The organism is Imperialibacter sp. EC-SDR9, from assembly GCF_902498805.1.
In the GTDB taxonomy this organism is placed as follows: domain Bacteria; phylum Bacteroidota; class Bacteroidia; order Cytophagales; family Cyclobacteriaceae; genus Imperialibacter.
The window spans coordinates 45137-66980 of record NZ_LR701575.1 but is presented as its reverse complement, the minus strand read 5'-3'; the positions used below and the strand labels follow the sequence as shown (position 1 = coordinate 66980).

Annotated in this window: 24 protein-coding genes; 15 read left to right on the top strand and 9 right to left on the bottom strand. The window is 46.0% G+C overall.

Annotated features, from left to right (window positions below):
* The first annotated feature begins 139 nt into the window (after positions 1 to 139).
* The gene (locus GC130_RS03180) at positions 140 to 940 is read left to right on the top strand and encodes a hypothetical protein (RefSeq protein ID WP_151996816.1); all 801 of its coding nucleotides are present in this window, start codon (positions 140 to 142) and stop codon (positions 938 to 940) included.
* Positions 941 to 990: 50 nt separating this feature from the next.
* On the opposite strand, the gene GC130_RS03175 is transcribed toward GC130_RS03180, so the two are convergent.
* The 3 genes from GC130_RS03175 to GC130_RS03165 all read right to left on the bottom strand — a co-directional run bounded on the left by GC130_RS03175 (position 991) and on the right by GC130_RS03165 (position 3540).
* Positions 991 to 1710 carry a hypothetical protein gene (locus GC130_RS03175; RefSeq protein WP_151996815.1) on the bottom strand — a complete coding sequence of 240 codons (720 nt, stop codon included), beginning with the start codon at positions 1708 to 1710 and terminating at the stop codon, positions 991 to 993.
* 220 nt (positions 1711 to 1930) lie between these two features.
* Positions 1931 to 3070: an amidohydrolase gene (locus GC130_RS03170; protein ID WP_151996814.1), complete on the bottom strand. Its 1140-nt coding sequence runs from the start codon at positions 3068 to 3070 to the stop codon at positions 1931 to 1933.
* A complete protein-coding gene (locus GC130_RS03165) occupies positions 3067 to 3540 on the bottom strand; it encodes a peroxiredoxin (RefSeq protein WP_201568322.1) in 474 nt (157 codons plus the stop codon). Before GC130_RS03165 ends, GC130_RS03170 begins: the two co-directional genes overlap by 4 nt.
* A gap of 73 nt (positions 3541 to 3613) precedes the next feature.
* Between GC130_RS03165 and GC130_RS03160 the strand changes: the two genes are divergently transcribed.
* From GC130_RS03160 to GC130_RS03140, 5 genes are all read left to right on the top strand, one after another.
* On the top strand, positions 3614 to 4156 hold the full coding sequence (locus GC130_RS03160) for a phosphoglycerate mutase family protein (RefSeq protein WP_193217751.1): 543 nt from the start codon (positions 3614 to 3616) through the stop codon (positions 4154 to 4156).
* A 68-nt stretch (positions 4157 to 4224) separates the two neighbouring features.
* A complete protein-coding gene (gene thyA, locus GC130_RS03155; RefSeq protein ID WP_151996812.1) occupies positions 4225 to 5130 on the top strand; it encodes a thymidylate synthase in 906 nt (301 codons plus the stop codon).
* 55 nt (positions 5131 to 5185) lie between these two features.
* Complete coding sequence (gene sdaAB, locus GC130_RS03150; RefSeq protein WP_151996811.1) at positions 5186 to 5863, top strand: L-serine ammonia-lyase, iron-sulfur-dependent subunit beta; 678 nt, start codon at positions 5186 to 5188, stop codon at positions 5861 to 5863.
* 15 nt (positions 5864 to 5878) lie between these two features.
* Entirely contained in the window at positions 5879 to 7345 is a 1467-nt protein-coding gene (locus GC130_RS03145; RefSeq protein WP_151996810.1) for a TolC family protein, read from the top strand.
* A 3-nt stretch (positions 7346 to 7348) separates the two neighbouring features.
* Positions 7349 to 8728 (top strand): efflux RND transporter periplasmic adaptor subunit, encoded by a 1380-nt coding sequence (locus tag GC130_RS03140; RefSeq protein ID WP_151996809.1) that lies wholly within the window; start codon positions 7349 to 7351, stop codon positions 8726 to 8728.
* A 108-nt stretch (positions 8729 to 8836) separates the two neighbouring features.
* Here GC130_RS03140 and tyrS read toward each other — a convergent pair whose 3' ends face one another.
* Positions 8837 to 10123 (bottom strand): tyrosine--tRNA ligase, encoded by a 1287-nt coding sequence (gene tyrS / locus GC130_RS03135; protein ID WP_193217750.1) that lies wholly within the window; start codon positions 10121 to 10123, stop codon positions 8837 to 8839.
* A 148-nt stretch (positions 10124 to 10271) separates the two neighbouring features.
* Between tyrS and GC130_RS03130 the strand changes: the two genes are divergently transcribed.
* The gene (locus tag GC130_RS03130; RefSeq protein ID WP_151996808.1) at positions 10272 to 11312 is read left to right on the top strand and encodes a PA0069 family radical SAM protein; all 1041 of its coding nucleotides are present in this window, start codon (positions 10272 to 10274) and stop codon (positions 11310 to 11312) included.
* A 14-nt stretch (positions 11313 to 11326) separates the two neighbouring features.
* Here the strand turns inward: GC130_RS03130 and GC130_RS03125 are convergent, their stop codons facing one another.
* The gene (locus tag GC130_RS03125) at positions 11327 to 11692 is read right to left on the bottom strand and encodes a methylglyoxal synthase (RefSeq protein ID WP_151996807.1); all 366 of its coding nucleotides are present in this window, start codon (positions 11690 to 11692) and stop codon (positions 11327 to 11329) included.
* Between the two features lie 110 nt (positions 11693 to 11802).
* Between GC130_RS03125 and GC130_RS03120 the strand changes: the two genes are divergently transcribed.
* Genes GC130_RS03120 through GC130_RS03105 form a run of 4 tightly spaced genes read left to right on the top strand, consistent with a single transcriptional unit; the run spans position 11803 to position 15944 of the window.
* Complete coding sequence (locus GC130_RS03120) at positions 11803 to 12522, top strand: C39 family peptidase (RefSeq protein ID WP_151996806.1); 720 nt, start codon at positions 11803 to 11805, stop codon at positions 12520 to 12522.
* Positions 12519 to 13979: a RimK family protein gene (locus tag GC130_RS03115; RefSeq protein ID WP_151996805.1), complete on the top strand. Its 1461-nt coding sequence runs from the start codon at positions 12519 to 12521 to the stop codon at positions 13977 to 13979. The genes GC130_RS03120 and GC130_RS03115 overlap by 4 nt, the downstream gene beginning before the upstream one ends.
* A gap of 4 nt (positions 13980 to 13983) precedes the next feature.
* Positions 13984 to 15225, top strand: a complete 1242-nt coding sequence (locus tag GC130_RS03110) for a glutamate-cysteine ligase family protein (RefSeq protein ID WP_151996804.1) — start codon at positions 13984 to 13986, stop codon at positions 15223 to 15225.
* Positions 15222 to 15944, top strand: a complete 723-nt coding sequence (locus tag GC130_RS03105) for an N-formylglutamate amidohydrolase (RefSeq protein ID WP_151996803.1) — start codon at positions 15222 to 15224, stop codon at positions 15942 to 15944. Before GC130_RS03110 ends, GC130_RS03105 begins: the two co-directional genes overlap by 4 nt.
* Here GC130_RS03105 and GC130_RS03100 read toward each other — a convergent pair.
* Complete coding sequence (locus tag GC130_RS03100) at positions 15941 to 16597, bottom strand: ankyrin repeat domain-containing protein (protein WP_151996802.1); 657 nt, start codon at positions 16595 to 16597, stop codon at positions 15941 to 15943. The genes GC130_RS03105 and GC130_RS03100 overlap by 4 nt on opposite strands.
* A 123-nt stretch (positions 16598 to 16720) precedes the next feature.
* Between GC130_RS03100 and GC130_RS03095 the strand changes: the two genes are divergently transcribed.
* Entirely contained in the window at positions 16721 to 17317 is a 597-nt protein-coding gene (locus tag GC130_RS03095; RefSeq protein WP_193217749.1) for a YkgJ family cysteine cluster protein, read from the top strand.
* A 48-nt stretch (positions 17318 to 17365) separates the two neighbouring features.
* Here the strand turns inward: GC130_RS03095 and GC130_RS03090 are convergent, their stop codons facing one another.
* On the bottom strand, positions 17366 to 17569 hold the full coding sequence (locus tag GC130_RS03090; RefSeq protein ID WP_151996800.1) for a hypothetical protein: 204 nt from the start codon (positions 17567 to 17569) through the stop codon (positions 17366 to 17368).
* A 74-nt stretch (positions 17570 to 17643) separates the two neighbouring features.
* A complete protein-coding gene (locus GC130_RS03085; RefSeq protein ID WP_151996799.1) occupies positions 17644 to 18000 on the bottom strand; it encodes a hypothetical protein in 357 nt (118 codons plus the stop codon).
* A gap of 130 nt (positions 18001 to 18130) precedes the next feature.
* Between GC130_RS03085 and GC130_RS03080 the strand changes: the two genes are divergently transcribed.
* Both GC130_RS03080 and GC130_RS03075 read left to right on the top strand, forming a co-directional pair.
* The gene (locus GC130_RS03080) at positions 18131 to 19168 is read left to right on the top strand and encodes a zinc-binding dehydrogenase (protein WP_193217748.1); all 1038 of its coding nucleotides are present in this window, start codon (positions 18131 to 18133) and stop codon (positions 19166 to 19168) included.
* On the top strand, positions 19168 to 19941 hold the full coding sequence (locus GC130_RS03075; RefSeq protein WP_151996798.1) for a type III pantothenate kinase: 774 nt from the start codon (positions 19168 to 19170) through the stop codon (positions 19939 to 19941). The genes GC130_RS03080 and GC130_RS03075 overlap by 1 nt, the downstream gene beginning before the upstream one ends.
* Here GC130_RS03075 and GC130_RS03070 read toward each other — a convergent pair.
* Positions 19938 to 21089 carry a tetratricopeptide repeat protein gene (locus GC130_RS03070; RefSeq protein ID WP_193217747.1) on the bottom strand — a complete coding sequence of 384 codons (1152 nt, stop codon included), beginning with the start codon at positions 21087 to 21089 and terminating at the stop codon, positions 19938 to 19940. The genes GC130_RS03075 and GC130_RS03070 overlap by 4 nt on opposite strands.
* A gap of 188 nt (positions 21090 to 21277) precedes the next feature.
* Here GC130_RS03070 and GC130_RS03065 point away from each other — a divergent pair, with 188 nt between their 5' ends.
* Positions 21278 to 21805 carry a hypothetical protein gene (locus GC130_RS03065; RefSeq protein WP_151996796.1) on the top strand — a complete coding sequence of 176 codons (528 nt, stop codon included), beginning with the start codon at positions 21278 to 21280 and terminating at the stop codon, positions 21803 to 21805.
* Positions 21806 to 21844 lie beyond the last annotated feature (39 nt).

The window sequence follows — 21844 nt, the reverse complement described above, 5'->3', positions numbered from 1 at the left end:
TTCAACAAATAGCAATGGTTTCAAGAGTTGAAAAGAACTAGAATTGTAATCGGCGAAAAAAATCAAACAGATTTTTCAGCGAAGATGGAAACCTCTTTCACCAAGTCTCGTCCTTGCTTCAGAATTTAACTTGTAATAAATGAAACTGATCCTTTTTTTAAGCTTGCTTTCACTTTCGGCAGTCTTTGGTACGGTGACCCATGCACAAACCATTACTTACAAGGCGGATACGACAGTCAAAGCCGACACCATCCCTGCCACCCAACCTGAAGAGAAATCTGACAGCAACAGAACCATTAAGTATTACGAAACACTGCCGTCGGATCGTGACGACCGCAATGAGCCGGAAAGGCAATACTATGTTAAATCGAGGTCACGCCGGAAAAGTGATATCAAAACACTTTCTGGCAGCTTGAACCACAGCGGTGGCTTTGGTGCCCTTTCTTTCCGTGCGACCGAATTCCGTGGACAGCCCATGGTGCTCGGCGGCGTAAGGGGTGGCTGGATTGTCAACCGGTCGCTGGGCATCGGGTTTGAAGGTCATGGCATTGTGCCAACGGCAAAATTTGACGATATCGATCCCCAAAATACTGTAGTAGCTGTCGGCGGCTATGGTGGTTTTTTCCTTGAGCCGATTTTCTTTAGTAATCAGGTCGTGCACATTACTTTCCCAGTTTCGGCGGGTGCTGGCTGGCTGGGCTATGTGCTCGACTGGGAGGACTATGGTGGCACCAACAGAGGCCCTAACATCTCTCAGGACAATGATGTTTTCTGGTATGTAGAACCAGGTGTTGACCTGGAAGTAAACATCGCCAGGAATTTCAGGCTTGATCTTGGGGTTTCCAAGCGCTTCACTCAAGACCTTGATCTTGCCGAAACGACGGAGAAAGACTTCAATGGCATCAACTACTTCCTGACGCTGAAGGTCGGAGGGTTTTAAAGGGCAAAAACTCAAAATAACGAAGAAGGTGAGCGAAGTGCTTGCCTTTTTTATTTTAGCGAATATCCCAAGCTAATCATTGCATACTGGTTGGTGACACTTGTATGGACTATTTTTGATGTGCCGGGTTGAGTATATGAACTGTTGTAGATATTTCTTAGCCCGCTATAGCCTTCGAGCCCAATGTTCAAGCGTTTTATTAGTTTGTATGTAGCACCAAACAAGATTCCCAGCTCTTCACGCCCACTTAGCACATCCAGCGTAGGCTCATCATGGCTTCTGTGCCACCAAAACCTACCACTGACGCCTCCATACACGCTCAATGACCTATAAACATTGGCTGTCAATGCGAGAGGAATGCTTAAATAATAACCGTTTTTATCGCTGGTAGACTGATCAAGAGTCCTGTTTGCGCCAGGCTCTCGTGTGTACAACCCACCGTTGGGAGGGGTGAAGTACCGAAAATAAGGAGATCTTGTAAATTTTACTCCTAAAGAAAGCCCAGACATTATACCAAATACATTCCCTATTGGTTTGGTAGCCCTTGCGCCAGCAAACCCTTCAGCCGAGCTGTAGTTCGGGGAAGACGGGATTCCGTGTACGTTAAATATTGAAATACCGCCACCTACAATACCCTGAAAAGCGATTGGCGTTTTGACGGGCTCCTGCGCCTGAACATTTTGCAGATGCATAATCAACATCAGCACCATAGAAATGAGATATGGAAAACGATCCCGTAGACTACTGTTATTTGAAGGAGGAAACATCATGTTGTCTAAAATTAGGTGGTGATAGCTTTATCTCTGGAACGCTATTAGTTTCAAAGAAAAAGTAGTCAGACTGTTTTAATCAAACATACTGAGTTAAATAACGGAATTTTTGGCGAGATATTTTAGTAGGGCATTGTTCTTAATGAAAATTCATCCATTGTCCAGAACGACTGGTTAAACCGCTATTGGATAATGGACGAGGCTTTTTAGCACCAGCTTCTTACCACAGCGCTTTGCCAAGCTCCAAAAACATCCCTATTCCAACTGGAATCAGCTCGTCGGGAAAGTCGTAGGTGTCGTGATGGAGCTCGGGAGAGGCCAGGCCTGCTCCAAGTCCAAAGAAACCAGTAGAGGTCACCTCACTAAAGCGGCCGAAGTCCTCCGACCAGGGGAAGGGTGTTTCTGCCACTTCAAACGCCATGCCTTGCGACACGGCGGCCCATTGAATTGCTTCAAATAAATCAGGATCGTTGACCACTGCTTTGAAAGGATCGCTTTCTTCCAACGACAGAACCAACCCGGCGATTTTACACTTCTCCTTAGCAAAGCTGATCAGCTTGGATTTGACAGTATCCAACTCTTCGTTGCTATCGGAGCGCAGCGTAAAAGCCACTGAACCTTTGCCAGGGTTTACTCCAAAGGCCCTGCCACCTAAATTCATCATCACCGTTGTGATCTTTGTGCGGTTTTGATTTTGCCAGTGCTCATCGTGTAATTGCTGTGCTTTCAGCTGGATGGCTGCTATCACAGGAGCGGGGTTGTTTCCTTTTTCCGGCTGGCCAGCATGGGATGTTTTGCCTTCCAGGGAAAAAATCAACCCTTCCGATGCCGGACAAGCAACGTCTTTTTTACAGATAATTGCGCCCGTTTCAAAGCCAGGCACATTGTGCAGGGCAAAGAGTTGTTGGGGCAAAAAGTTTTCAAGTTTTGGGTCATTCAACATCGATTCTGCTCCATATCCGGTTTCTTCCGCTGGCTGGAAAATGAGAGTTAGCTTTCCTCGCTGCACTGGGTTCGTCTGACAATGCAGCCCCACACCAGCTACTATGGCCATGTGCCCATCGTGACCGCATTTATGGCTGACACCAGTATTTTGAGACTTGTGGTCAAATGAATTTCTTTCAACAATAGGCAAGGCATCCAATTCGCATCGAAACCCAATAGACGGGCCGGGGAGGCCGCTGTCGTACACGACTACCAGACCATTTCCACCTATGCCAGCATGAACAGCGGTCGGGTTAGTTGGCTTCAAAAAGGAGATGACCCGGCAGGCAGTTTCGACCTCTTCTCCTGACAGCTCCGGATGCCGATGCAATTCTTTTCGAAACGATGTAAGCAGTTCTATTTCCTGTTCTTTCATTTTAACGATTTCACTATTCGAAGGGCTTCATCCACGTGCTTAGTCGCCTGCGTTTGCGACCGAAAGACGTGGCGAATAATTCCCTTCTTGTCCACAACAAAAGTAACCCGACCAGTCATAAGTCCGAAAAGTGCCCTGGGCACTCCGAAAAGCCTTTCTACTTTCTTGCCTTTGTCGCTGAGTAAAATAAAGCCAAGCTGGTAGGACTTTGCAAAGGCGTTGTGTCGACTGGCGCCATCAGTGCTGATGCCTATTACCTCCGCATCGTGCCCCCTGAAAACTTCGTATTGGTCACGAAAGCTGCATGCTTCGGCTGTGCAGCCCGAAGTGTAGTCTTTCGGGTAAAAGTAGATGACGAGATTTTTGCTCCCAACAAGGCTGTCGATATCGATAAGTTTGCCGCTTTGGTCAGGTAATTCAAAAGACGGTATTTTATCTCCTACCTTCAGCATCTCCTTGCTTTGTGGCATATTTTTTTATTTGGTTGTAATAATTCAAAATGTTTAACTACTAATGCAAAGAAACGGTTTAGCCCGAATCTTAATGAAGGAAACGAGAAGGTTTTTAGTTCTTTTTTTGGCAATCGGCTTTGTGTTTGCTGGTTGCCAGGCTCCGGTAGAGAAGGTAGCAGCCATTGAACCGACCACTATTGTGTTGGTCAGGCATGCTGAAAAAGCTGACGATGGCACGAAAGATCCATCTTTAGATAGCCTGGGTATAAGGAGAGCCATTGCTTTGATGCAGACGCTGTCCGATGTTCAGTTAACAGGCGTTTACAGCACACCTTACAAAAGAACAAATGAAACAGTCGATGCCATTGCCAGGGAAAACAACCTGGCAGTGACCGAGTATGATCCGGGGAACAAAGAGTTTCTGGCTGTGGAGGTGAACAAAAACAGAGGAGGCAGCCTGCTGGTTTCGGGGCACTCAAACACCGTTCCAGCTATGGTAAATCAGTTGGTTGGAAGTGACAGATTTGAAAACCTGGAAGACTGGCAGTACGACTTTCTTTATATCGTTAATATAGGTCAGGATACAACCTTTCAGGTACTTCACTATGGAGCACCCTCTGTAAGTCCTAAATAGATAAAAAACGTTAGCTCAATTACCTGTGGCTTAGTAGCTTTGAAGGATCAAAGAGACAAGCAAAAAATATGAAGCAATACCATGATCTTATGCGGTTAATCCTTGAAAAGGGAACCAAAAAGACAGACAGAACCGGCACTGGCACGATCAGTATTTTCGGCCATCAGATGCGGTTCGACCTGTCGGAGGGGTTTCCTCTGGTAACAACCAAAAAGGTGCATCTGAGGTCTATCATATATGAGTTGTTGTGGTTTTTGCAGGGCGATACAAATATTGAATACCTGGTGAAGAATGGCGTGGGAATCTGGAACGAATGGCCATTCCAAAGTTATCTGAAGCAAACGGGGCAAGAGGAAGCTTATCCAAAATACAGCGAGGAGTGGAAAGAAAAGCTAAAGGAGTTTGTTGAAACGATAAAAACGGACGCTGCATTCGCTAGGAAATATGGGGAGCTGGGGCCGGTATATGGCAAGCAGTGGAGGGACTTTGAAGGTGTGGATCAGATCACGGATGTGATTAACGACATCAAGAGCAAGCCCGACTCCAGAAGACTGATGGTGTCGGCCTGGAACCCGAAAGAGATTCCGGTGATGGCTAAATCTGGTTTGCCGCCTTGCCATACTATTTTTCAGTTTTATGTGGCCGACGGCAAGTTAAGCTGCCAGCTCTACCAGCGCAGTGCCGATGTGTTTTTGGGTGTGCCGTTCAATATTGCGTCGTATGCGCTGCTTACCATGATGGTAGCGCAGGTGTGCGGGCTTGGGTATGGCGATTTTGTGCACACACTTGGAGATGCGCACTTGTATTCCAATCATCTGGAGCAGGCTGAGCTTCAGCTTTCCCGGGAGCCGTTGCCATTGCCGACAATGGAATTGAATAAAAACGTGAAATCGATTTTTGATTTCGAATACGAAGACTTTAAACTGTTGAACTACGAGCCATATCCAGGGATAAAGGCACCAGTTGCAGTATGATTTCGATCAGAAAATTGGGCGAGATATAAAATTTTACTGAATCGAACATAAACAAATGGTAGAAAGAAGCAGTGTGTTTGACATGATAGGCCCTGTGATGATAGGCCCCTCCAGTTCGCACACAGCTGGCGTGGTACGCATAGGCCGTACGGCCAGAAAAATTTTAGGCAAACAGCCAGAGGAAGCGACTATCACTTTCTTTAATTCGTTTGCCCGAACTTATGAAGGACATGGAAGCGACAGGGCTATCGTAGCGGGGTTGCTGGATTACAAAACAGACGACAAGAGAATTAAAGAAGCGTTTGAGCATGCCACCAGTGAAGGGTTGAAATATAGCTTCAAATCTGTTGGAAATGCACTTACACGACACCCAAATACAGTAAAACTCGACCTGAAAGCAGGAGAAAAAGCAGTTCAGGTGATCGGCGAAAGCAGGGGAGGTGGTTTGATCAAAATTACCGAGGTGAACGGATTTTCGTCAGGGTTTACGGCTAACCTTCACACGATCATTATCACAGCGTCGGATACAAAGGGAAGCATCGCTTATATAGCGAATATTCTTTCTCACGACGATTGCAACATTGCGACGATGACGGTTTCCCGAAAAGGAAAAAACGACCTGGCTTGCCTGATTATTGAGATGGACTCAGGTCTGAAAGCTATTTCTCTTGAATACCTGAGAAACCTTGACTGGGTGAAAGAAGTCATATACATACCAGATATTGATAAATAAATAAAAAGGTTAACAATGAGAAGATTACTTTTTTTAGGACTAATTATTACCTCTCATTTCCTTTATGGTCAATCAAATACCCCTGCCATCGATGGAGGAAAGATGGTGTTGGATTTGCGACAGACGGTGGACATAGCCCTGGAGCGAAACCTCAATATTAAGAGGAGCGAATTGACGTTGAGAGGAGCGGAGGTGAATCTGACGCAGTCGAAAATGAACAGGCTTCCCAATGCCAATGTGGGAGTGGGCGCCGGCAGAAACTGGGGTAGATCAGTCGATCCAACAACTAATCAGTTCATCACGCTGCCGCTCTATTTTGCTGGTGTACAGGGTAGTAGTAACATGACGCTATTTAATGGCATGCAGTTGCACAACACCGTGAGACGCAATGAGCTGACCAAAAACGCCAACGAATTTGACCTTGAAAAGTCAAAAAATGACGTAATCGTTACCGTGGTCACTTCCTACCTGAACGTCATTCTTAACCAGGAGCTGGTGGAGACTGCCAGGCTTCAGGCGGAGTCTACACGGAATCAATTGGAAAGAACGGTTAAGTTGGTTGATGCCGGGTCGCTACCAATCACGAACCAGCTTGATCTGGAATCGCAGCTGGCGAGCAATGAGTTGGATCTTATCAATGCTGAAAACGACCTTGCTTTGTCGCAGCTTAGCCTGAAGCAGGCCTTGTTGCTGCCCAGCACGACGGAAGTTGAGCTGATTGTTCCTGAGGTGGACGTCCCCAATGAATTGAATCTTGACGATGATGTGGAAGGCATTTATAGAACGGCGTTAGAAGCTATGCCTGAGATAAAAAGTGCGGACCTGAATGTTCAGTCTGCGGAGGTGGGTTTGAGAGTTGCACAAGGCGGCATCATGCCTACTTTAAGTTTGGGGGCAAGTTTCAACACCAATTATTCTGAAATTGCCGATAGAGAGCGGGAAATATATGATGGGACAACTTTCGCTGAGTTTCCGATAGGCTTTCTTGAAAATGACAGGTCACAGCTTGTATACACTCGTCAGCAAGTGCCCAATGTTGTCAGCACCGAGCCGGACTTTCCGGTTTTCGACCAATTCTCCGAATACCTGAGCAAGCAGATCAACCTGAATCTATCAGTTCCTATTTTCAATAGGTTTACAACTCGTTCCAATGTGCAGCGAGCTATTATCACTCAGAAAACTGCAGAGATATCAGCCCTTGAAACCAGAAACACACTGAGGCAAAATATTGAAACAGCTTATAACAATGCAAATGCGGCTTTGAAGTCATACAACGCCTCAGAAAGGCAGGTAAGCGCATTGGAACAGTCCTTCAAAAACACTGAAAATCGCTACTCATTAGGTGCTGTCAACTTTGTTGAGTACCAGGTGGCCAGCAACAACCTGTTCAGGGCACGCTCTGGTTTGGTGAGAGCTAAATACACCTATTTGTTTCGTTTAAAAATTTTAGAATTCTATCAGGGAAAAGAATTAACCTTCTAAATCATGGCTAAGAAAAAGAAATCAAATAAGTTAATATACATTCTTCTCGGGGTTGTTGCTGTACTGATCGTGGTAGTGCTGGTTGGCAAATCGCAGGGCTGGATTGGTAAAAAACAGTCGATGGAGGTGGAATTTAGTAATGCCGCCAGGAAAACAATCGTCGAAAAAGTCAGTGCTTCTGGGGCGATTCAGCCTGAGGTAGAGGTGAAGATGACACCAGACGTTGCCGGTGAGATCATTGAACTGAACGTTGAGGAAGGTGACTCAGTGATGATCGGAGACCGCCTGATAAAGATACGTCCCGACAACTGGCAGTCAGCTGTAGACAGAACATTGGCCAACCTTAACCAGCAAAAGGCCAATGAGGCAGACGCAAGAGCCAGACTGGAAAGGGCCAGGGCTAACTTTGACAGAGCCAAGCTTGAGTACAACCGCCAGAAGAAATTGTACGAGGAGAAGGTAATTTCCGATGCAGATTGGGAGTTGGCCGACTCTAACTACAAGGTGGCGCAAACGGATCTTTCTTCCGCAGAAGAGAATGTAAATGCCGCCGAATACATCGTAAAAAGCTCTCAGGCCTCAGTAAATGAAGCAAAAGAGAACCTTCGCCTGACAACAGTGCTGTCGCCTATGAACGGAACGGTATCTAAGCTTAGCGTAGAAAAGGGCGAACGTGTGGTTGGCACCCAGCAGATGGCCGGTACAGAGATGCTTCGCATCGCCGACCTGAACAAAATGGAAGTAAGGGTGAATGTGAATGAAAATGATATCATCAGAATCGCTGTAGGCGACACAGCCCTTATTCAGGTAGACAGCTACACCTACCTTGAAAAGGAGTTTAAAGGCATTGTAACGCAGATTGCGAATACAGCTAACGATAAAGCATCTGCCGATGCTGTGACTGAATTTGAAGTGCGCATCAGAGTACTTAACAGCTCTTACAACGACTTAGTAAATGAGAAGGGCATTAAGAATCCGCTGAGACCGGGTATGACAGCCAGTGTTGATATTATCACAGAAAGAAAAGACAATGTGTTGTCTGTTCCGCTGGCAGCAGTTACCACCAGAAGTAGCAAAGATGAGAAAGCTGGCGAAGGCAAAGAGGGAGAGAGCGCTGAAGCGAGCACTCCTGCGCCGGGTGAAAAAGACGAAGTGCTACAGGTGGTATTCCTCAACGACAATGGCGTAGCCAAAATGGTGGAGGTTAAAACCGGCATTAGCGACTTTGAGAATATTGAAGTGCTGAGTGGTGTGAAAGAGGGAGACGAAATTATTTCCGGTCCCTTCCTTGCTGTTTCTAAAAGGCTGAAAGATGGAGAGGCAGTGCAAAAAATGGGAGGCGAGGACAAAGCAGTTGCCAGCAAAGAAGAAGAAGAAAAATAGTAAATAGCAATTAGGCTAAAAATAGAAAAACCGTGGCTCTCACCACGGTTTTTCTATTCAAAAAGGGGGAAATAAACGCTATGCAGAAAATTTGGCACTTACCGTTCCTTATGAGCCAACTTTGATCAAATAGTAATTCTTCTTTCCCTTCTGGCAAAGCAAATATTTACCCTGTAGCAGCTTGTAAGCTGGCTTTTCGTTGGCGTCGGTTGCCTTTAGTTTGTTGATGCTCACACCACCCTGCTGGATCATTTTGCGTGCCTCGCCTTTCGATGTAAAGATTTCGCTATTCGTTTCCGTCGAAAGCAAATCCGTTATGGTAGCGGCACTGTCGAGGGTTGTCCGGGTGATCTCTACCATCGGCACACCTTCAAACACTTGCAGCAAGGTTTTCTCATCTATTTCCTCCAACTCGGCCGTTACATCTTTGCCAAAAAGAATGCTTGAAGCCTTCACTGCCATATTGTAATCGGCTTCTGAGTGTACCCTTGTCGTTACATCTTTGGCAATGGCTTGCTGCATAATTCTCAAATGAGGCGCTTCAGCATGCTCTTTTTCCAGCTTTTCTATCTCTTCCTTGCCAAGCAGCGTAAACACCCTGATCAGCCGGTGGCTGTCGTCATCAGAGCAATTGAGCCAGAACTGGTAAAATTTGTACGGGCTGGTCATTTCCGGATCGAGCCAAACGTTGCCACCCTCACTCTTGCCGAACTTGGTACCGTCGGCCTTGGTCACCAGGGGAGTCGTGAGCGCATAGGCTTCGCCGCTGGCCTTTCTGCGGATAAACTCTGTGCCGGTGGTGATATTACCCCACTGATCGCTGCCACCCATTTGCAGCTTTACCTGGTGCTCGGTGTACAAATGATAAAAATCGTAGCCTTGCAGCAGCTGGTAGGAAAACTCTGTAAAGGAAAGACCTGTTTCCAAACGGTTCCTTACCGAATCTTTGGCCATCATGTAATTCACCGTGATGTGTTTGCCGGCGTCTCTCAAAAACTCCAGAAAACCGAATTTTTTGAACCAGTCATAGTTATTCACCATCACGGCGGCGTTTTTACCGCTGTCAAAGGCAAGAAACTTCTCCAGTTGCACCTTAATGCCTTCCTGGTTTTTTCTCAGTGTGTCTTCATCCAGCAGATTTCGCTCTTCCGACTTACCCGACGGGTCCCCGATCATACCAGTGGCACCGCCTACGAGGGCATAAGGTTTGTGCCCGGCCCGTTGGAGGTGGACAAGCAGCATAATAGTAGCCAGATTGCCTATGTGGAGTGATGCTGCAGTTGGATCAAAGCCAATATAAGCCGAGGTCATTTCCTTTTTCAGCTGGTCTTCTGTTCCGGGCATCATGTCGTTCAACATGCCTCTCCACTTAAGCTCTTCTATAAAGTCGATCATACTGCTTTTTGATTTCAGGGCTCAAAAATAAAGGACTCAGCTTAACCATTCTAACCCAAAGTAACTTTTTCTTCATATGTAAAATATTTAGCAGTAGATGGCGCTATAACTTAAAATACTAATTATATTGGGCTAATAAAATTAGTAAATGAAAGGGAGAGGAACAGGTTTGCAGCCTAACAACAGGTTTGCCAGTCAGGAGAGAGGTAATTACCACGAAGAGGGGATTGATGAGCAATTGCTTCAGGAAAGAGTGCCTACCGAATATATAATCGAGCACCCTAAGAAGGTGATGAGTAAGAACGAAAGCCCCGATATCCCTTTCACTTATTCCATTAATCCTTACCAGGGGTGCGAGCATGGTTGCATTTACTGCTATGCCCGCAATTCACACGAATACTGGGGGTATAATATGGGGCTGGACTTCGAGCGGAAAATTGTAGTGAAGCCCGACGCTCCCAGGCTGCTGGAGAAGTCTTTCCTGAGCCCTTCATGGAAGCCCCAGGTAGTAATGCTTTCAGGCAACACCGATTGCTATCAACCGGCGGAGAAAAAGTACGGTATTACGAGAGAATTGCTGAAGATCTTTCAAAAATATGGCAATCCGTTGGGCATTATCACCAAGAATGCATTGATCGAAAGGGATTTGGACGTGCTGTCGGACCTTGCTTCGGAGAATCTCGTTCATGTAATTTTCACGATTACATCGCTAGATGAGGAATTAAGAAGGGTGTTGGAGCCGAGAACTTCGCATCCGCTGAAGAAACTGAAGGTGATGGAGAAATTGACTCAGAAGGGAATTCCCTGCGGGGTGATGATGGGCCCAATTATCCCAGGTCTCAACAATACGGAAATTCCAAGGATATTGAAGATCTCATCAGAGTATGGCGCTATTACATCTACTTTCACTCTTGTCAGGCTCAATGGCCAGTTGGGAACCTTATTTAAAGAGTGGCTGGAAACACATTTTCCTGACAGGGCCACCAAGGTATGGAACCAAATTTCGGAGCTTCATGATGGTCATGTGAATGACAGCGAGTTTGGTCGCAGGATGAGGGGAGAAGGGCCGCTGGCGGAAAGTATCCATGCGATGTTCTCAAAAATGCAGGACAAGTATTTCAAAGACAAAAAAATGCCGGACTACGATTTCACTCGCTTCCGGCGCAAAGGGGTACTTAATCTTTTTTAGTTACAAATAGACACTTAGGTCTTCCTTATCGCCTTCAGAAAAAGGTTAGCGGCCGCTGGGTTGGTAGCGAGGGGGATGTTGTGAACGTCACAAATCCTCATCAACATTTGAACATCGGGTTCGTGGGGATGCTTGTCGAGCGGGTCTCTGAAAAAGATGACCATGTCCAGGTTTTTTTCCGCTGCCATGGCTGCAATTTGTGCATCCCCTCCAAGCGGGCCCGATAACATTTTGTGAACTTGCAGGCCAGCATTTTCGATATGCCCGCCTGTGGTACCCGTGGCAATCAGCTCAATACCTCCAAGTAACTCCTTGTTACCAAGCAGAAAAGCGACCATCTCTGGTTTTTTACCGTCGTGTGCTATCAGTGCTAATTTCATAAGTTCTTTGTGTTGGGGGCAAAGTTACCCTTTCAATAAAATAATTAGCGTTTGTTCACATTAAAATCTGACTTGTTTAAGTAATCTTTGATGTGTGAACCCAGGAACGTATGCACTCAAAAATCTCCTACTTCAAAATACTAAATCAGCCCGATGACGAAACCTGCGGCCCAACCAGTCTGCATGCGGTTTACAACTATTACCATGACTTTATTAATCTGCAGCAGGTAATTGACGAGGTTACATTTTTGGAAGAGGGTGGTACCTTGGGGAACCTATTAGGTATTCATGCGCTGAAAAGGGGATACAAGGCGAAAATGCATTCTTATAACCTCAATGTTTTTGACCCTGTCTGGTCCACGCTGACGCACGATGAACTGATTGAGAAACTAAAAGCCCAGCTCAAGTATAAAAGAGGTAAGAAATTTGAAAATGCCACCCACTCTTATATTGAGTTTCTGACCAGAGGCGGAGAAATCGCTTTTGAGGATTTGACGGTGGACCTTATTAGAAAGTACCTCGACCGGCGACGCCCCATCCTCACCGGCCTAAGTGCAACGTACCTGTACGACTGCAAAAGGGAGTATGCTGACAATGACGGTCGCTCGGTTTATGACGACCTGAAAGGATATCCAATGGGGCACTTCGTAGTTCTTACGGCCATAGACGAACACGGAATTGTTTCAGTGTCCGATCCATATCAGGAAAACCCACTTTCGGGAGAGAACGAATATAAAGTCGACGTGCACAGGCTTATCAACTCCATTTTGTTGGGTATTGTGACCTATGATGCTAACTTGTTGATTTTAGAACCGACAGATAAAGAATGAGAAAAATTGTTGTTATCAACAACCCTAAAGACTGGCAGCTCAACATTGAAGGAGTGGAGGTGGTGGCAGTTAGATCTTACCTTACCAACCCTCAATACGCTGACATAAAGAACGTTAGAATTTTTAATCTGGCCAGGAACTACTGGTACCAGTCGGCGGGATACTACGTGTCGTTGCTGGCTGAAGCCAGAGGGCAGAAAGTAATCCCCAGTGTGACAACGATTCAGGATTTGAAATCAAGCACCATCGTGAGGGTGATTACCGACGAAATTGATGAACTGATCCAAAAGAGCCTTTCTAAGATCAAATCCAATCAGTTTGCCCTAAGTATTTACTTTGGAAAAAACCTCAGCCCTCAATACGACACACTGAGTAAGGCACTGTACAACCTGTTCCAGGCACCGATTCTCAGGGCGCAATTCCAATTTCAGAAAAAATGGGTGCTACAGGGCATAAGCCCCATTTCGGTAAAAGAAATACCAGAAAGTCATAAGCCATTTCTTGAGGAGTCTGCCAACGAGTACTTTAAGAAAAAGCGCTACGACGGCAAGCGCATTTCCAAAACGATTTACGACCTCGCTATTTTGGTCAACCCCAATGAAAAGGCACCACCTTCTGACAAAAAGGCTATCCAAAAATTTATCGACATAGGGGAGGAGTTGGGTTTTTATGCTGACCTAATTACCAAAGAGGATTATAGCAGAGTGTCTGAATACGATGCGTTGTTTATCAGGGAGACTACCGCCGTCAATCACCACACTTATCGCTTTGCCAGGCGAGCATTTGCAGATGGAATTCCGGTGATAGACGACCCCATTTCGATTATGCGATGCACCAACAAGGTGTTTTTAGCAGAAACATTGGGCAAGGCTAAAATTTCTACACCTAAGACGGTCATCGTTCACAAAGACAACCGGAATGATCTCGAGGCTATGCTGGGCTTTCCTATTGTACTCAAGCAGCCAGACAGCGCCTTTTCCGTGGGAGTCATGAAGGCAGTTGACCGAAAAAGCCTGGACCAGATTCTGGACAAAATGCTCAGTGATTCGGACCTGGTTATCGCACAAGAGTTTCTGCCCACCGACTATGACTGGCGTATCGGCATTTTGGATAACAAGCCGCTTTATGCTTGCAAGTACTACATGGCCAAAGATCATTGGCAGATTTATAATTGGACGAAATCGAAGACTGATGACCAGTTTGGCAATGCTGAGACAATGCCTGTAGAAAAGGTGCCGGAAATCGTGTTGGAAACCTCGCTGAAGGCCGCTAACCTGATTGGTAGTGGGTTGTATGGAGTAGATATCAAGCAGAAAGGCAACAGCGTCTACATTATCGAAGTAAATGACAACCCCAGCCTCGATCATGGCATAGAAGACTATTGCCTGAAGGATGAGCTTTACAGGAAGGTGCTTGGCTCCCTGTTACGCAGAATAGAGCAAAAGAAAACCCTCTAAGTCTATGGCAGAGCAGAAGCAAAACTTGCACTTGTTCGAAGGGTTTGGTGTGGAAATGGAGTATATGATCGTTTCCAGAAAGGAGTTGGATGTCCGGCCAATAGCTGACAAGCTTTTCAAGGAAGTGACCGGGGAGTTTGTTGCAGACGTATATCGGGGGCCCATTGCCTGGTCCAACGAATTGGTGTCTCACGTAATAGAGATAAAGACTAACGGGCCGGCAGCCACACTCAACGGCCTCGACAAGCCATTTCACGAAAACATTCAGGAAATCAACAGGCTTTTGGCACCTTTCGATGCCATGCTGCTTCCGGGAGGAGCTCATCCCTGGATGGATCCGTTCAAAGAAACGGTTATCTGGCCGCACGAGAACAACGATATCTATGAGCTGTACAATCGCATCTTCGACTGCCGTGGCCACGGATGGAGTAACTTGCAAAGTACCCATATCAACCTGCCTTTTCAGGGTGATGATGAGTTTGCCAGGCTACATGCAGCCATAAGGATTTTGCTGCCCATTATTCCGGCATTGACAGCGTCTTCTCCCATATTGGACGGACGACTGACTGGTTTCACCGATGCGAGACTAGAGACCTACCGGCACAATCAGGAGAAAGTACCATCTATTGCTGGCAAAGTGGTGCCGGAGCAATTGTTTACTCAGGCAGAATACGATAAGCAAATCTTTCAGCGAATCAGAGGAGATATCAACAGCTACGATACTGATGGCATTTTGGATCAACATTTTCTGAATTCAAGAGGGGCAATCGCCAGGTTCGACCGTGGCGCCATTGAAATCCGAATTATAGACATTCAGGAATGCCCGACAGCAGACATAGCCGTGTTGCAAATCATTGTGGCCCTGCTAAAAGAACTCGTAAACGAAACGCTATGTAGCTTCGAAGAACAAAAGAGTTGGCATGAAGACGATTTGGCGGCTATTTTTCTGGGTGTTGTGAAAGACGGTAGTAACTATTTCATTACCAACCGAGAATACCTGAAGCTTTTCGGGATGGGACAAAAAGCCGTCACTGCTGCGAAATGTTGGGAGCATTTGATCGATATCGCAGACAAGGCTCAATCGAATACTATAGTAAGAACCATCCTGGGAGAAGGAAACCTGTCGGAGCGAATTGCCAAGCACCTTGGAGGCGGCTTTGACCATGAAGCCTTGCTAGGTCTTTACAAAAAGCTGGCAAGCTGCCTTGAAAACAACACAATGTTTTTGCCGTCGGCCAAAGGATGAGTAAGGTAAAATTCATATTGACTTGTGAGCATGGGGGCAATGAAGTCCCTGAAGAGTATGAATACCTGTTCAACAAAGAGCCGGAGGTATTAAAAACCCACAGGGGCCTCGACATAGGCGCTTTGGCGTTGTTTGAGCGGTTGAAAACGATAAAAGCTGACAGTAGTTATTTTTCAACCACCTCCAGATTGCTCGTGGAACTCAACAGGTCGCCCAATCACAAATCGCTGTTTTCTGAGTATACAAAGCCTCTGCAGAAAATAGTTCGCAGGCATATCGTAGCAAAATACTATACTCCTTACCGCAACACCGTTTATGCCAAAATACACAAATGGGTAAGCAAAGGACACAAGGTAGTTCATGTCTCGGTGCATACTTTTACACCAATATTTGAAGGGAAGGAAAGAAAGGTTGACGTCGGGCTACTTTTCGATCCAAAAAAGAAGCCTGAGAAAGGATTTTGCACTGGTTGGAAGAGCGAAATGAAGGCACTCAATAGCAATTTTACGGTGAAGTTTAATGAGCCCTATCTGGGCAAGTCCGACGGGTTTACTACATTCTTGAGAAAGGAATTTGATGACTCGTCGTATGCTGGTATAGAATTGGAGGTCAACCAGAAATTCTACATTGGCAATGGCCATCAGTGGCCTCAAGATATTCTCGACCTGATCCTAACAAGCTATGGGGCGCAGATAAAGGTGTTTGATAAAACGCACTAAGGCAACGTTTTCAGGTAGGCTACCAATTCATCATAGTTTTTCTCCAGCGCATAATCGGTTGGTGTTTTCCCACCCTCATCTGCGATTGTAGGGTCAGCTCCCGCAGCTACAAGTATTCTGACAATCTCTAAACTTCCGTTGTGGCAGGCTGAATGGATGGGGCAAATACCTTTTTGCTGAGGCAGGTTTACGTTTGCGCCCGCCGCTATCAGCAGATTTACAATGGGCACACTCGAAATGGCGCAGGCCGAGTGAATGGGCGCCACCCGAAAGTCGTTGTTGGCAGCAATGTTCACATCAGCGCCAGTTTCTATCAAGTAAGCGGCCAGGTTTACGTGCCCAAAGAAACAGGCAAGCCCAAGCGGCGTAAATCCATCAGCGGAAAAGGAGTTTAGTGCTACTGGTGTTTTATCAAGATGTTCTTTTACGGTCTCTAATTCTCCAATGCAGCAGGCTTCATGAATTGTGACATTGCCGAGATACGACCTTATTGTTCTTACGGCTTCCAGGTTTCTGTAGTAGGCTGCAAACGTGATCAACGATACGCCCATGGAAGTGACGAGGTGGGCTTTTTCCGGGCTTTCCTTTAGCGCAACAGCTAACTGTTCATTAGCTCCGGAAGAAACAAGGTTTTGAATTTGATCGAGCGGCATGGCCTGAAGTTTGAGAGGTAATTGAACAGCGTTGGGTATCTAATTTTTTGCTTACACTTTATTTTTCGCATTGCGCACAACCGATTGATTCAATGCGTAGCTTTACGTCCCTATAGCTATTATTTGTCAATATATAAGAAAGTTGCCGCTGTTGAAAGGGTTTTCGACGGCCTGCAAAAAGAGATTAGCACCTTCCAGGCACAATCATCATTAAAATGCCTTACTGGCTGCGGAAAGTGCTGTACCAAGTCAGACCTTTCAGCCACAATTCTTGAATTTCTCCCGTTGGCCTATCACCTCTACAAAACCGACAAAGCAGAGGAGATGCTCGCCAAAATGGATGAAGAAAGCGAATCGACAATTTGTCATTTGTTTAACCCATTGGTAGTTGGTGCTGGGTCAGGCTTTTGCGGTAACTATAAGTACAGAGGCCTCATTTGCCGACTGTTTGGCTATGCCGCTTCCCGGGATAAAAATGGGCAAAAGACCCTGGTCACCTGCCAATTGATCAAAGCAGATCAGCCAGTGCAATACCAAACAACGGTGGGAGCGATTAGCGCCGGAACCATGGCCGTGCCAATGATGTCGGACTATCAGTCACAGCTGATGGGGATAGACTGGGAATTGGGGAGCAAGTTTTACCCTGTCAACACAGCGATCAGAAAGGCTGTTGAAATGGTTTTATTCTACTATCAGTTTAGGGGAAGGAGAGCAAGCTAGTAAGGCTGATAATATATAAGTAAAAAGGCCCGTAAAGGGCCTTTCTTATTACTGGATAGAGTCAGTCTGAACAATTTCGGTTGAATCCGATGCCAGCGTGCTATCGGCCGGTGAAATTTCCTCTATCATTACTGTAGAGGTTTCAAGGGTTGTAGAGTCTGCTGCAACTTCAGCGGTTTCCGTTTTGGTTGATTGACAAGAACTAATTGCAATGAAACTGGTCATAGCCAGCAACATAAGCGTCTTTTTCATATTAGGTTTTGATTTAGGACGCAAATGTATCGGTAAGTTATTTCACTTATCGCAATGTGGGAGATAATTATTTTTTAATCGATGTCGTCGTCGAATCCCTGATTGTAAGAAGGGTCGCTGGAAGAGTCTTCTGCATCGTCCGCATCGTCGGCCCCTGCAACTTCATCCACGTCATCATCTCCTCCTGCATCGAACCCATCATCGTCGTCGTCGTCATTGGCAGCAGCCTTACTTTTCATCGATTCCAGGGGCACCTTAATTAGGTAGTTGGCTTCCTCAGTTTCTAGAGGTACAGCAAAATAAGTTTCATTTTGTGCGTTTGTGAGCCTGATCACATTGCCGGTAAACCCAGAAGGGTAGGCTTCTTGAAGCAGGTCCTTCATTGCCTGATCCAGCTTCTCATAACTTTTGATTACTCTCTTTTTGTCCATTTGAAATAAACAGTACGGGCTTTTGAATTTTGATGTAATTATAAATCGTTTACACCACTATTTGTCAAGCATTTTCGATAATTTTTTCGACAAGTAGCTTAAAATTTAAATTTAGGCATATTTTGCAGCCATGAACGAACAACAAGAGGCGGGTGGAAAGGCCTGGCAAATGGTCAAAGCCGGAAGCATGGACAGGCTGCTAAAGGTGGAAACGACGATAGCTGAGCCGGATGATAGCAGTGTGTTGGTTGCCGTTAAAGCGATAGGCCTGAACTTTGCCGACATTTTCGCCATGTTGGGTATTTATAGTGCCACCCCTAAAGGTACTTTCATACCCGGACTTGAGTTTTCAGGCGAAATACTTCGAGTGGGTAAAAACGTGACCAAATTCAAAACAGGCGACAGGGTAATGGGAGTGACACGCTTCGGTGCATATACTACTCATATTGTACAATCTCCTGACTACCTCAGCCCAATTCCAAAAGGCTGGTCGTTCGAAGAAGGGGCAGCATACCTGGTGCAGGCTTTAACGGCCTACTATTCCTTGTTTTCTTTGGGGAGTATACAAAAAGGCTATAAGATTTTGATTCACAGTGCAGCCGGGGGCGTCGGTATACTGGCTAACCGCATCGCAAAAAAAATGGATGCCCACACTGTCGGAACGATTGGGTCGGCCGCCAAGAGGGATCTTCTTATGAAGGAAGGTTATGATGAGGTGCTGGTGAGAGACGAATCATTTGAAACTAAACTGGAAGCGACAGCGAAAGAACGTCCGTTCAATATGGTGCTGGAATGCATAGGAGGGAAGGTGCTCCAGATGAGCTACAATGCCATGGCCGCTCAGGGCAGAATGATTATCTATGGGTCAGCGCATTTCGCTGAAACGGGGAGCAAGCTAAATCCAGTAAAGCTTGCATTGAAGTTTTTGCGCAGGCCAAAAATAGACCCACTTAAGCTCATCAGCGACAACAAGTCAGTGATGGGCTTCAATTTGATCTGGCTGTATGAGAAAAAGGAGATCTTGCAGTATTCACTGGCTGAGCTGGAGAAGCTGGAGATTGGTCCTCCAATGGTTGGTCATACCTTTGGTTTCGATGAAATGAAGGAAGCGATAGTCCTTTTTCAAAGTGGAAAAACAACAGGCAAGGTGGTGATAACGGTAGCATAATGGAACTGGTTGTAGACATAGGTAATTCAGATGTTGTTTTTGGCTTGTTTACGGAGGAAGAACCCCGGCTTGTTTTCAGAACCCCATCACAACGTGATCTTCCAGCCTCTGAATATGAAAAGAGAATAAGGGCCTGGTTTCTCGAAAACGGACTTAGCTATTCCGACATCAGCGGAATAATAATTAGCAGTGTTGTTCCCAACCTCACACCGGTGATGGAGGAAGTGGTGGAAAGGTTGTTTTCTGTGCAGCCGCTGCTTGCCGGTCCGGCCATTTACAAGGGCCTTAGCCTGAAAATAAAGAACCCCTATGAGATAGGTTCTGACCTGGTAGCCAATGCTACCGCCGCCTTTACCTATCACCAGTCAGCGGCTATTGTCGTCGACTTTGGTACCGCCTTGTCATTCACTGTCGTTTCAGCAAAAGGAGAAATACTTGGGGTGAACATTGCTCCAGGGATCAAGACCGCTATGAAGTCTCTTTTTCAGGAAACGGCACAGCTCCCGATTATTCCACTTGAGTACCCAACCACGTTTATTGGCAGGGACACCGTTCAGGCTATTCAGGCAGGCATCCTTGTGGGCTATGTGGGGCTGGTGAAAGAGGTAATCAATAAAATCAAGGAGCAGGAGCCTGCTGAATCATTTAAGGTGATTGCCACTGGTGGGTTATCATTGGTGCTGGAGCCGCTGAAGGAGGTGTTTGACCACACTGATCCTCACCTTACGCTAAAGGGACTGCACCTGATGTATCAAAATCAAAAGGCCAGTTAGTTGCCACAGATGGATTCTATCGGCTTTATAGCTTCTTTCACGCCCAACCGACCAGCTTTCAATAAGTCCTTGCAAGCCTCGTCCGTCTCGCCAGTTTTGCTCAGAGCAATTCCACGGTTGAAATAGGCGGTTCCGTAGTTGATGTCGATGGCGAGGTAGAGGTTATAGAACGAAATAGCGTCCTCATACTTTTCTTCCAGAAAAAGTATGTTGGCCAGATGCAAATAGGCCTTTTCGGAGAACCCGGACAGGGATACTACCCGCAACAACTCATCTTCAGCTTTCTCCAGCAGTCCCACTTTTCCATGGCAAATAGCCCTGTTCATCAGCCAGTCAGGATCTGAAGGAACAAGCTCCAAAGCCCTTGAATAGTAATTTATCGCTTCGTCATATTGCTCTCTGTTGTGGGCATCAAACGCCATTTGCGCCAGCAGCTCCGGCACCATAATTCCCGTGATGATGTTCTCGTTTTCTTTCAGGTATTTCCTGGCCCTGGCAGCGTCAAGTGTAAATAAGTTAATGAGCGCCGTTTGGTTGTCAGGGTTCTTTACCAAAGCAGCTTCGTAGTCTGCAGTGGCCTGCGATTCCCTGCCCAGCTTCTGAAGCGTCAACCCACGGTTGACCAGGTAGTCGGACGCCCCGCCGGAAATACTCACAGCGCTGTCAAGGTCTTCTATTGCTTCTTGCTCCCGCTTGAGAGCTGCCAAAGCAAGACCTCGATAAAGGTAGTACTCAGCATTGAGTTGATTGTCAGTAGTGATGTTTACGTCGCCGGACGGGGAGTAGCGATAGAAGATTGCTTTTGTTTCTTCCGACGAACCATTGCTTGCAATCAAGCCGTTGAGTTGTTCAATGCAGTCTTCGTTAAGGTTGAGTTTGTAGAGACAGACAGCCCTGCGGAACAGGGCACCTTCAAAACCAGGTTGAAGATTGATGGCTTTTTCGTAAGCATAAAGTGCCCTGGCAAAATCATCTGTCGCTTCGTAGCTGCTCCCCTGGGAAAAATACACATCGGCTACTTGCGGATTATAGTGGAGAGAGGAATCAAAAGCAGACGTTGATTCAATAAAATAACCAGTTCGTTGAAGTTGCAGACCACTTTGATAGAATTTATTAGCAATTTCTAACGACTGTTTTCTATTTTGCACAGGATTGGTTTGAGCAGACGCTGATGTTAGCCGCAGAAAGGCGAGAATACATAGGGCGATATAATTGGTGCTACTCATAAACGACTCCTAAAATAATTTTTAAATTTAATAAATAGAGGCGTTTGCCGGGGTGTTTGTTATACCTCTAAAGTAGATAACGAAATCGTGAAGAAATTAAATTCAACTATATGAAAAGAAGACTACTATTAATGGGACTCGCTGGCCTGGTGTTGCTGGCGTCTTGCGGAAAGGACGACGAGCCAAGGGTTCCTGATCCGATTGAGGGCAAATGGTTGCTGTCAGAGTTTCAATTGACGAATGCACCAGTAGAGTTCACTTCCTGGGAGGGGGCAGTTCTTCCGTTGGGACAATTGGTTAGCTGGGAGAATTATCAGATTGAGTTTTTGGCTGATGCCACCTTTAAAAGACGAATATTTCTACCCGGTGCAGATTCAACAGACGACGGTGTATGGGTGAAGGATGGCGAAACTTTGACAATTACATCAAATGACTCTGGTGCCATTGAGGAAGAGTATAACATAGAAAGCGTTGATGAAGTAGAATTGATTTGGAGCGAAGCGGTTTCACTAAGACTGATCAAAGATGCTGTGGCTGACACGTTGACTCAGGCTTATGTTGACACGTTGACTGACGAAGAATTTGATGCGCTGTTTGTTCCAGTGAATATTACGCTTAACTACGTTTTTGCTAAATAAGAAATAGCTTTCTGGCGGATCGGATTAGGCTTGATGATG